We start from the raw sequence: 12,562 nt of genomic DNA, 5'->3' as shown, positions 1-12,562 counted from the left end.
TTAGAAAAATCTTGGGGAATCTATTTGTTTGCCTTTGTTTTTTGATTTCTTGTCCTTGGATTTATTTGTACCCGAACCAAATCCACCTCTACCAATATAAAACTTCAAAATGGCTTCGTGTGAACCTCCGCTGTACTCGCCCAAACCATTGGTATTATAATCGTAGGAATAGCCTATGAACATACCATTGGAAATTTGGAATCCTGCCATGGCACTCACCGCATTGTCAAATCTATAGGAAGCCCCCAAGGTCAGGGCATCAATAAATTGAAAATTAGCCGATAGGTTAAATGTTACGGGTGACCCTTGTAAATAATTCATCAAGAAGGCAGGCTTGAACTTGGTTCTATCTCCCAACTGAAACACATAACCACCTATGGCATTGAACTGCATATTATCTTCCACAATGGTTGCGACCTCATCGTTATATAGTGCATTGGTCAAGATATTTGGAACGGAAAGCCCCAAATACCACTCTTCTTCGTGATACATAAACAATCCCGCGCCTACCGTTGGGTAAAAATTGGAGTAATTACCTCCTAAAATAGATTGATCCGAAGGGTCTTCGAAAGTCCCTTTGGAATAATCAATTTTAATATTGGAACCACCTGCATTCAATCCAAAAGATAATTTAGTTGCATCCGAAAGTTGAACTTGATAAGAGTACGCAATATCAAAATAAGTTTGGTTCGAGGGGCCAAGTTCATCACTGACAATATTAATGCCCAATCCCATTTTTTTATTGGAAAAGGGAATATTAGCACCGGCTCTAATCGTGGTTGGAGCTCCGGGAATATCGACCCATTGGGCTCGGTACAACCCAATTATTTCGGGACTTTCGACTGTTGCGGAATAGGCAGAGTTAAAACTCCCAATATTATACATGTATTGGGTGTATTGGGGTTCTTTTTGGGCTTGTAAAAGACCTACCCCACCTACAAGCAATAACAAAATGAAATGATATGTTCGCAATGCTAAGTTTTTCTTCATTTTAATTATCCCTTACTATTTGAATCCATCCTTTTACAACATCGCTGCCATCTCCATTTAAATCAAGAATATAAAAATACGTGCCCTTGGGCAAATCACCATTTTTCCCGGTACCGTCCCATGAGCTGTCATATCCGTTCATTTGGAATACGCTGTTGCCATAACGGTCGAATACTTCAAATGTATTGTTCGGGAATTGCTCATGCCCGACCAAAGTCAAAGCATCATTAATGCCATCACCATTAGGTGAGAATATGGTACAAATGGTTCCAACGTCTTCGCATTGACTTCGATTTACGGTAACCGATGCTGTTGCTGAATTGTTTTCTGGAAAACCGTCATTTGGAAAGGACGAAACAAGACTTGCAGTATTCTGAAGCGTCTCCACCAAGGTTACTTGCACTGTAATCTCCAAAGTGACTATTTCTTCTGCTACAAGCTGATTGATTAACCACTCTCCTGTACCAGGATCATAGGTTCCAGTTGAAGCGGAATGGGATTGGTATTCAAATCCATTGCCCAATGCATCACTGACCACAATATCTAAAATCCTATCCATTGTGGTGTTCTCCACGGTGATGGTAAAGGTCACTTGTTGATTTAAAAGTACCTCAGACCTATTTACTTCCTTGGTTATCGCCAAATCGATATCCGCTGGATTACAATCAGGAGTCAAGAAAGGATCACAGGCATCCAAAGGATCGGTTGCATTTTCAGGTACTGCTTCCGTATTTGGATCATCGACCACCAACACTTCTTCGCCATCGGTTAAACCATCGCCATCGGTATCCGGGTCGTTTGGATTAGTGCCAAGGTCGGCTTCTTCCCCATCGGTGAGCCCATCGCCATCGGTATCGGTTATACAATCATCTACCGAAATGGTGACTTGTACCGAAGCATTGGTGCAGGGGGCCACGGCACCTGTTGTTGTAAATTCAAACACGTAATTTCCTGCTGGCAGCCCAGCAAAATCCACATTATTTTCCGTATCAATCACCAAAGCTCCCTCAGATGGGTCAGTGAAAATAGCCCATGAACCTGCATCTGCTCCAGAAAGCGTAGTATCCAAATCAATAATATTTGGACCACCATTACCCATTACATTACAGGCAATTGTGTTGGTCGGTGTTCCCACATTGGGTGAATCATTGATTTCAGCCACCACCTCTATCCGTTCGGTTTCACAATCGTTGGCCGAAGCTGTAACGTAAAAGGATGTTGTTTCAGTTAAGGTATTTGTGGTAAAGGTGGCATTCGTGCCTACTAGATTTCCGCCTGTTGGGGCGTCGTACCAGTTATAGGCAATTACACTTTCATCGGCAACGGTCGCAGTGGCGGTTAGCGTTAAGATAGAGGGTCCACAATTGGAATCGCCTGTTGTGGTTTCTATAACTGGAGTGAAATTTCGTATCAAGGTCAAATCCAAAACTGGACTGGCACAATCGTTTACCTCGTCATAATAAAAACCATAATAGGTTCCAGGCTCCACAACAGTACTGCTATTTAAATGTGCTCCCGTATCGGTTGGGATATCACTGGTACTCCATGTTAAAACGGTACCCGCTGGCGCTGTTCCTGTTACATAACCACTCAAATCCGTATTCACCACATCGCAAAATTCAATATCCGTATTGGTTCCATTAAACTGAGGTGCTGTATTACCCGCATTACATGGGCCTGCGCAATCGATAACCGTTACAACAAGGTCCACCGTCTGATCTGCACAAAGTCCTGTGGCCGTTACGGTATAAGTGAAGACATAACTTCCAAATGGTTGACCATCAAAATCTACCACATTGTCCCCATTAATAGTAATATTTGACCCAGCTTGAGCTGATGTTAACGTCCAAGTCCCTGCATCACCACCGGTTAATTGGTTGTCTAAATCGAGTACTGTATTCCCATTGCTAGAGTCTGCACAAACCGAAATTGCTGTCGTGGTACCTGGGTCCGGTTCTTCGCTAACGGATAGGACAATCTGTACTGTATTTGGACTGGCACAATCGTTCAAGCTATCGTAGAAAAACCCGTAATAAGTGTTTTGATTAACCACTTGGGCACCTGAGATAACGCTGGACCCTAAATAATCTCCCGTTTGTCCCGTATCGGGATTTGTACTCCAAGCCAATTGCGAGCCGGCTGGAGGTACACCATCGATAAATTCATTTAAATCTTGATTAAAGTCACTAAAGACTTCAACGCAGAATGCAGTTCCGACATCATTCCGAATCGGGGTGGCCGTACCCGCGGCACAGGTATCATCATTATTAATTGTGATAATAGCCTCATCATCAATGTTCACAACCAATGAGGTATTGTCCAAATTGTTCATAGAAACTGTGAGAGTTTCATTTCCTTCAATAATTGCATCCGCGGTCGGAAGCACCTCAAAAGTCTGTATTTCTCCGGCCGTTCCGGAAAATACCAAAGTTTCGTTTACCGCTGTGTAATCCGAGCTCGCAGTTGTTGCCGTACCATCTGTGGAAATTACATCTACTGTAAATCCTCCTGCCACTTCATTATTTAAGGTCGCCGATACGGTTATTGGGCCATTATCTTCATTACCATTGGCATTTGCGATGGATATGGATGCGCTGTCATCATCAATATTTTCAACTGTAACTGTTTGATCGTTAACAAATACATAGGATAAAGGACTACTAACATTTACTTCAACAACAACATCAAAGATGACTGTTCCATCTACTATATTATCATCAACCCCTGTTACAGTTATAGTTTGCGGCTCATCCCAGTTTGCTGGCGTAAAAGTTAAGCTTGTAGGAGAAACTGTTCCCTCCCCTGTATCTTCAGAACTGATATCTAAAATGACATTGCTAAATGCTGTTCCACGATTTAAAACAACAGTAAATGTATCTGTGCTCCCACTTTCAGACACTATTGTTTCACCATCGGATTCTGCAATAGTAAATCCTGCCACGTCATTATCCGAGTTGGTCACTTCGACAAGATCCTCCAAATTATTAAAAGCATTGGCACTTTGCGAATTAACCACACTTACAGTTACATTGAAAGTTTGTGGTCCATCGATAATAAAGTCATCATCTCCTGTTAAGGTTACAGTTTGTGGGGTATCCCAGTTTCCAGGTGTAAAAGTTAATATTTGTGGCGACACGGTGGCCTCTCCTGTATCTTCGGATACAATATTAAAAACCACATCACTATTAGGTTCTATATCCAAAACCACGGTAAATGTGTCCTCAGTACCATCTTCCGAAGTATTGGTTGAACCATCTGTTTCTACAATGGTAAAACTAGCTGAATCGTTATCGGTATTATTCACCGAAACGGATTCAGAAAGTCCATCGAATTCATTATCACTCGAGCCATTATTAACTGATATGTTGACGTCAAAGATTTGATCGCCATCAATTAAGGCATCGTTAACTCCTGTTACGGTGACCGTTTGAGGCGTGTCCCAATTTCCTGAAGTAAATGTTAGCACTGCTGGAGAAACGGTTCCCTCGCTTGTGTCATCTGAAGTTACATTAATAACAACATCACTCGCTGGTTCGGCATCTAACACAACATCAAAAGTATCCGTGGTTCCATCTTCCGAAGTGATCGTATTGCCATCTGTTTCAGTTATTGATATACCTGCCGTATCGTTATCTGTATTTTGAGCGGATACAACTTCCGAAAGTCCATCAAACTCATCATTACTGGATGCATCTACCACATTAATGGTAATATTATAGTTTTGAACACCGTCAATAATGTCATCATCGATACCTGTTACCGTAATTACCTGCGGGGTATCCCAGTCTGCATTGGTAAATGTTAACTGAGGTATGTCAACATCTCCTTCACTTGTATCACCGGAAGTAATAGTAAGCACAACATCACTTGCTGGCTGCCCTCCCAGTTCCACTTCGAAGGTGTCGGTAGTGGCATTTTCAGAAGTTATTGTGCTACTGCTCGTTTGAGTGATAATTAAGGAAGCCGTATCGTTGTCCGTGATTGTTCCCGTGGCAGGACTGCCCGAAGTGGCAACACTCGTATTGGATGGGGTGTTAAGAGATACCTCGAAGGTCTCATCGCCCTCGACTATGGAATCGTCGTTCAACGATACCGTTATTTGTTGGTCTTCTGAGGCCGTGCCCGAGAAGTTCAATGTGCCACCGCTGCTATCATAGTCAGTGCCACCGCCTGTCGCCGTATCATCTGTAAAACTGTAATCAACTGTAAAACCACCTTCGACCGCATTGTCCAAAGTGACCGTAAAGATCAGGTCTCCTGTCTCGGAGGCGCTCCCATCAGCTACTGTAATTGTCGCGCTATCGTTGTCCGTGATTGTTCCCGTGGCTGGACTGCCAGAAACAGTCACATCCGTATTGGAGGGGGTGTCAAGAGATACCTCGAAGGTCTCGTCCCCTTCGACAATAGCGTCGTCGTTCAACGATACCGTTATTTGTTGTGGTTCTGAGGCATTGCCCGAGAAGTTCAATGTGCCACCACTACTATCATAGTCCGTGCCGCCACCTGTCGCCGTATCATCTGTAAAACTGTAATCAACTGTAAAGCCTCCATCCACCGCATTGTCCAAAGTGACCGTAAAGATCAGGTCCCCTGTCTCGGAGGCGCTCACATCAGCTATCGTTAGGGTTGCACTGTCGTTGTCTGTGATCGTGCCCGTGGCTGGACTGCCAGAAACAGTCACATCCGTATTGGAGGGAGTACCAAGGGAAACCTCGAAGGTCTCATCGCCCTCAACTATCGCATCGTCGTTCAACGATACCGTTATTTGTTGTGGTTCTGAGGCATTGCCCGAAAAGTTCAATGTGCCACCACTGCTATCATAATCAGTGCCACCGCCTGTCGCCGTATCATCTGTAAAACTGTAATCAACTGTAAAGCCGCCATCCACCGCATTGTCCAAAGTGACCGTAAAGATCAGGTCCCCTGTCTCGGAGGCGCTCACATCAGCTATCGTTAGGGTTGCACTGTCGTCGTTTAAAATAGTATAGGTTGTAGTTGGAATTGATCCTGACTGCACATTCGCTGAAGATGGAGTTGTTAGGGCTAAGAATATTGTTTCATTAGCTTCCACCACATTATCATTCAATATAGACAACGATGGTATCGGAAAAGATACTGGCACACTATAATCCCCTGCTGGAATATTAATGGTTGTTGGAGATGTGAAATTATAATCCACATTTACTGTGGCGTCACCAATCCCTGTGTCAACCACATTAATTGACTCAGGTGAAGCAAGGTTGCCTGTCACCACAACTTGTGGCAGACCACTTCCGGAACCCTCAGTACTTGAACCGGTTGCCGAAGTAAATTCAACGGTTACCTGTCCATACCCAAGTAAAAATCCAAAAAGAAATAAAAGGAAAAAACATAGACGACCAGAACCAATAGCGGAACTAGGTGCCAATGAGGTTGATTTTAGCAAAGATTGCATTCTCGTGCGTTTCAGTTATGTTCTTTGTTGCCTGCTTGTAGTTAGTGGTTTGGGGATTCCAATAATACAAAAAAGGCAAGGAAGTTCCTTGCCTATTAGTTTAAATATGTATTTATTCGGATAAACGGTTTTAACCCATTTAAGAAACTTCTGCGGAACTGGTTTCGGCTTCTCTATGGATTTTTTTCACCAAACCTTGCAACACCTTACCTGGCCCTACTTCTACGAACTCGGAAGCACCATCCTTTACCATTTGTTGAACGCTTTGCGTCCACTTCACAGGAGCAGTTAATTGCAGTATTAAATTGTTTTTGATTTCCTCGGCGTTTGATACAGCGGTAGTGGTTACATTTTGATAAATTGGACAACCTGGATTTTTAAAATCTGTAGATTCAATCGCCGCCGCCAATTCTTCACGGGCAGGTTCCATTAAAGGCGAATGGAAAGCTCCACCGACCGGCAACAACAAGGCTCTTCTTGCGCCTGCTTCCTTCATTTTCTCACATGCTATGTTCACCGCATCTACCTCGCCCGAAATCACCAATTGCCCTGGACAGTTATAATTGGCCGGCACAACAATTCCCTCGGTTTCGGCACAAAGTTTTTCGACTACCTCATCTTCCAATCCCAAAACTGCTGCCATGGTACTTGGTTGAATTTCACAGGCTTTTTGCATGGCAAGTGCCCGTTGGGACACCAATTTTAACCCGTCCTCAAAGTTTAAAGTTCCATTGGCTACCAAAGCAGAAAATTCTCCCAAAGAATGTCCAGCAACCATATCGGGCTTAAACCCTTCACCCAAAACCTTACTTAATATCACAGAATGTAAAAAAATAGCAGGTTGGGTCACCTTGGTTTGTTTTAGGTCCTCTGCAGTACCTTCGAACATAATATCCGTGATGGAAAATCCAAGTATTTCGTTCGCCTTCTCAAACATGTCCTGCGCTTCAGAATGGTTTTCGTACAGGTCCAATCCCATACCTACAAATTGAGCGCCTTGTCCTGGAAAAATATATGCTTTCATTTTTAGTCGAGTTTTAAAGTGGGACAAAAATAGGCAATATTAGATTTATGGATAGTTGGATTAATGGATTGTTCGATTGTTGGTACAATGGCAATATTTAGTCTTCTTTGAACCAACTAGAGTACTTCACATAATTATTGGCGATCCGGTCTATTTCTCCCGAGCTTAATTCCGGACTAATGTCCTTGATTTTCCTAGCGGGCATTCCAGCGTAGATACTTCCCGATTCCACAAGGGTTCCTTTGGTCACCACTGCTCCGGCAGCAATAATTGAATTGCTTTCCACTACACAATCATCCATTATAATGCTTCCCATCCCCACCAACACATTGTCTTTTATGGTACAGCCATGCACTATGGCATTATGACCAATGGAAACATTATTTCCGATAGTGGTTGGAGATTTCTCATAAGTACAATGAATCACGGCTCCATCCTGCACATTCACCTTATTCCCCATTTTTATAAAATGAACATCACCTCTAATCACGGCATTGAACCATACGCTACATTGATTCCCCATGGTCACTTCACCCACAATGGTAGCGTTTTCTGCAATGAAGCAATCATTTCCCATTTCTGGGGTCTTGCCCCTAACGGATTTTATAATCATACATATTGAATTAGATTTTTAGTCGATAAACAGCTCGACAGTCCCTACGACTTTCTGCCCGTCCCGCAGGCGAGTGCTTAGAGAACCTGCTCGATGTGACAATTTATTGAAAATATGAAAGTAAATCGGCTTTTTTGGAAGCAGAAACAGAAAGTTCTTTGCCATTGGATAAAATGACACTTCCCCCTTTCCCTTTTTTGTATTTGACCACTTCGGTAACATTGACCAAATAGGATTTATGGATGCGCGCAAAGGGATAAGACTTAAGAGCTTCCTCAAAATATTTCAAGGTTTTGCTCACCACAATCTTTTTCTTTTCCAGATAAATTTCCGTGTAATTGTCATCTGCCTTACAAAAATAGATATCACCCACCTCCAATACCTGAAATCCGTCTTGTTGGGGCAGTGTTATTTTTCCCTCAGCTCGAATGGGTCCAGTTTGCAGTACTTGACCTTCCAAAGCATTTTCCTTTTCCTTAATGTCTTTGACATAATCCACCGCCTTGATCAACTCGTCTATATTTATTGGCTTCATTAAATAATAAGCTGCATGGTGGTTCAACGCATCGATGGCATATTGGTTGTAGGCAGTGACGAAAATGGTCTCGAAGTTTCGGTCCGGTATTTTGTCCAAAAGGTCAAACGCATTGCCAAAGGGCATTTCCACATCCAAAAAAACCAAATCGGGATTGTGTTTTTTGATCTGTTCCAAACCTTGTTCAATATCAGCTGCTTCACCTAAAAGTTTTACGCCATTGCAGTACTTGGCCAAATAGTTTCTGAGTATTTCCCGACTATTTGCCTCGTCCTCGACAATAATTGCTTTTAGCTCCATTATTTTTTCTTGAGTTTTAGGGATACTTTGGTTCCCGTTTGGTTTTCGTTCAAATCGGAAATGGAAACATCGACCCTGTTTTTGTACATATCGTTCAAAATTTGGATGCGTTTTTTAATGTTGCCCATTCCCTTTGATTTCTGATTGCGCTGATTGGCCGTCTTCAATTCAGCTGATTTTTTTCTACCAATGCCATTGTCTTCAATGGTGATTTCCAACATATCAGTGGTCAATTGGTTGACTTTTATGCTTAAAAATCCTTTTTCTTCCTTGTAGCGAAGTCCATGCCAGATGGCATTTTCAATATACGGTTGCAATAACATAGGTGGGATTTGAAAAGTGGCCAAATCAATTTTTTCCGCTACTTCAATTCTGTAATCAAACTTATCCTGAAACCTGGAGTGTTCTAGTTTCACGTACAGCTCCAACAACTCCAGTTCCTTGGTCAATGGAATAAAATCTTCTTCCGAATTCTCCAAAACACTGCGCATGAGCACCGAAAACTCACTTAAAAAACGATTGGCGCTTCGCTCATCACTTTTTGCGATATAATTGTTTACCGAGTTGAGCGCATTGAAAATAAAATGCGGATTCATCTGGGTACGAAGCGACTTTAAAGCCAAAATATTATTGGCCAACTTCTGTTGTTTGTTACTGCGATAATATAAAAATGAAGTAATGGCCATCAGGGCAATTCCGAAAATAAGGGAGTAAATGATCCATTTCTGGCGTTTGCTGGTTTCTTCATACAGTTGTTGCTCCGTTACCGCCAAACTATACTTGCTTTGGTTAAGCTCCCGCTCTTGTTCCAAACTGGAAATCCGGTTTTGTGTGTTGGCAATTTCACGGCTAAATCGTGCCGCTCGGGAAATTTCCTGTTCTTTTCTTACATAAAGACTATCCACCACAGCTACATAATCTTGGTAAGTCTCCAAAGCTTTGGTGTAATCTCCTTTGTAGCGATATACCTCGGATAATTTTCGGGTAGCATCTTTTTGCACCACCAAATCATCATCCTTATCGGCTTCTACAATACTTTTTTCCAAATACGGAATGGCCTCATCCAATTTTTCTTGGGCGATGTAGGCATTTGCTATTTTGTAATTGATGCGTTGCGAGGTGATCGTGTCTGCACGAGAAACTCCTGAATTTTCCGTGGGAGTATTGGTCCTGGGCAATTGTTTAAGTTCTGATAAACTTTGTTTACGGAGTTGTATCTCGTCTTCGTACCGACTTTTCTGATTGTAAAAGTCGGCTACCTTTTCGCTCTCTTGAATCATGCGCTCTGGCGCCACTTTTTTGGAAAGTTTCAAGGAGTTTTGATAAAAACCTTCTGCTTCTATAGAACGGTTTTCACTAGCAAAAGCTGCCCCCATTTTGGAACTTAGATCAATTACTTTGGGCGAAATCTGGTTCTTTTCGGCAATCACCAATCCTTGTTGGTAGTAATCTTGGGCCTCTCTAATGTTCGACATAGCTTTGTTGGCATCTCCCAAGGCCTCGAAAAGTTCCACACGTTGGTAGGGAACCATGTTTTTTATAGCTACCAACGGCGTGAGAATAGCTTCCCCTTCCTGAAAATCGCCATTTAAAATATAGACCTGCCCCAACAAAAGCTTGGTTTTGTTCGATTCACGGGCTGCAAGGGCATCTTTAAAATTGGCAATGGCCAAATCGTATTGCTCATGGTACATATAAATTTCACCAAGTACGGTGAGCGACATGGCCAATTCCCTCTTTTTCCCCGAACTCCCCAATATTTCAATGGATTGGGCTATGAAATCAATGCTTTTTTCTAAATCCTTTTTTTTATAAAAATTGGCCGAATCCAACAAACGTTGATGCCCCATCAACGAATTTTGCTCACTAACCGATTCTTTTTTTATCAAGTTCTTAGACCTTCTTTCACTGTACCCCTCTACCAATACATCCACATCCTCATTGGACGCAATTCGATGGCGAACCGTTTCAAATTCGGGACTTTCAAAAATGAGCAAATCCCCAATAGCAGCCTTAATTTTAAACTCGCCCAAACTGTTTGTATAGGTATAATTCCCCCTATCGGTGGATATCTGTACTTGAGCAATTGGCGTACGGTTCTCCTTACCCAAAACGGAACCCTTGATTTCCAACAGGTTTTGGTTGCTGCCTATTTGGGCCCAACCAACAATGGAAATCAAAAGCATGATGATTGATATGTAGACCTTTTTGATCATAACTTTAGTAAACATAGTGCATCCCCCCCGTTTTAAAAAATGGATTGATTCAGAATACCCCTAAATAAAGTCGCCTTTCTCCTGCCTTACGAAACCAATAAGTCCGATTACTCATTCACTTGGGCTGTTCACTCATTCCCAATTTTAATTGAAGAATGTTGCCGATACATTTAGGGCATCATTTTAAAAACATTGAACTATGAAACATATCAATCAATTAGTAGGAACAGCTTTTGCGATAATGGTCACTGCAACGAGCTATGCCTGTAATCTAAAAGCTCAAGAACCTGAGAACACCACCTTAATCACTTCAACCTTATCTGAAAAACCTGTAAAACAATATGTGAAAATTGCATTGCTTTTGGATACCAGCAATAGTATGGATGGCCTCATCAACCAAGCCAAAGCCCAATTATGGGATATTGTGAACGAGTTTACCCACGCCAAATGCGGCAACGATTCCAGACCCTTGCTTCAAATTGCACTGTATGAATATGGAAACGACCATCTTTCGGCACGTGAAGGCTACATAAGACAGGTTTTGGGATTTAGTGATGATTTGGATGAGATTTCCGAAAAATTGTTCTCTTTGACTACCAACGGGGGCGAAGAATATTGCGGCGAAGTGATTCACACTTCCCTGAAGCAATTGGAGTGGGGCAAAAATGCCGATGACCTTAAAATGATTTTTATTGCCGGGAACGAGCCCTTCGACCAAGGCAGATTAAATTATAAAGATGCCAGCACCAATGCGAAAGAAAAAGATGTGATTGTAAACACCATTTTCTGTGGAAATTATGAGCAAGGCATCAATACCCATTGGAAAAGTGGAGCGGTGTTAACGGGCGGAGATTATATGGCGATAGACCACAACAGACAAGTGGTGCATATTGCGACACCTTACGATGATATTATTATCCAATTGAATGCCAAATTAAACAACACCTATGTTTCATATGGCTCTGCGGGCTATGCCAAAAAAGAGCTTCAGGCCGCTCAAGATGCCAATGCTGCTGAATTGGAGGAAGCAGTGGTGGTAAAACGTGCTGTGAGCAAAAGTTCCAGATTGTACAAGAACTCGCAATGGGATTTAGTGGATGCGGTTGAAGATGACGAAGCAGCTCTATCCAAAATAAAGGATCAAGACTTACCGAGCGAACTTCGGGGAAAATCCAAAAAGGAGATTTCCGAATACATTTCATTGAAAAAAGAGGAGCGGGAGAAAATCCAAAGGCAAATCCAAGAACTCAATACAAAAAGGGAGGTTTATATCGCTGAGCATCAAAAAGAGGAGGCTGGTGAATTGGAAAATGCCATGCTTTCTGCTATAAAGGCTCAAGCTTCCAAGAAAAATTATAAGTGGGATTAAAAAATCAAACTTGTCACATCGATCGCCCGTCTGCCGGACGGGCAGGCGGGCGCTTGATGTGACATTTCAAACACCACCAAA

Annotated in this window: 7 protein-coding genes; 1 reads left to right on the top strand and 6 read right to left on the bottom strand. The window is 42.3% G+C overall.

The window, feature by feature from the left end; translation table 11 throughout:
• The 6 genes from ABT310_RS09010 to ABT310_RS08985 all read right to left on the bottom strand — a co-directional run bounded on the left by ABT310_RS09010 (position 1) and on the right by ABT310_RS08985 (position 11,127).
• The gene (locus ABT310_RS09010; protein WP_375323574.1) at positions 1-990 is read right to left on the bottom strand and encodes a type IX secretion system membrane protein PorP/SprF; all 990 of its coding nucleotides are present in this window, start codon (positions 988-990) and stop codon (positions 1-3) included.
• A 1-nt stretch (position 991) separates the two neighbouring features.
• Positions 992-6,424, bottom strand: a complete 5,433-nt coding sequence (locus ABT310_RS09005) for a Calx-beta domain-containing protein (RefSeq protein ID WP_375323573.1) — start codon at positions 6,422-6,424, stop codon at positions 992-994.
• A 139-nt stretch (positions 6,425-6,563) separates the two neighbouring features.
• Entirely contained in the window at positions 6,564-7,448 is an 885-nt protein-coding gene (fabD, locus tag ABT310_RS09000) for an ACP S-malonyltransferase (protein ID WP_375323572.1), read from the bottom strand.
• Positions 7,449-7,545: 97 nt separating this feature from the next.
• The gene (locus ABT310_RS08995) at positions 7,546-8,061 is read right to left on the bottom strand and encodes a gamma carbonic anhydrase family protein (protein ID WP_375323571.1); all 516 of its coding nucleotides are present in this window, start codon (positions 8,059-8,061) and stop codon (positions 7,546-7,548) included.
• A 103-nt stretch (positions 8,062-8,164) separates the two neighbouring features.
• Complete coding sequence (locus tag ABT310_RS08990; RefSeq protein WP_375323570.1) at positions 8,165-8,896, bottom strand: LytR/AlgR family response regulator transcription factor; 732 nt, start codon at positions 8,894-8,896, stop codon at positions 8,165-8,167.
• Positions 8,896-11,127 carry a histidine kinase gene (locus ABT310_RS08985; RefSeq protein WP_375323569.1) on the bottom strand — a complete coding sequence of 744 codons (2,232 nt, stop codon included), beginning with the start codon at positions 11,125-11,127 and terminating at the stop codon, positions 8,896-8,898. The genes ABT310_RS08990 and ABT310_RS08985 overlap by 1 nt, the downstream gene beginning before the upstream one ends.
• 184 nt (positions 11,128-11,311) lie before the next feature.
• Here ABT310_RS08985 and ABT310_RS08980 point away from each other — a divergent pair, with 184 nt between their 5' ends.
• On the top strand, positions 11,312-12,481 hold the full coding sequence (locus ABT310_RS08980; RefSeq protein ID WP_375323568.1) for a VWA domain-containing protein: 1,170 nt from the start codon (positions 11,312-11,314) through the stop codon (positions 12,479-12,481).
• Positions 12,482-12,562 lie beyond the last annotated feature (81 nt).

Source organism: Flagellimonas cixiensis, from assembly GCF_042134615.1.
Classification (GTDB): Bacteria; Bacteroidota; Bacteroidia; order Flavobacteriales; family Flavobacteriaceae; genus Flagellimonas; species Flagellimonas cixiensis.
The sequence above is the reverse complement of the archived record's forward strand: the minus strand, read 5'-3'. Positions and strand labels throughout refer to the sequence as shown.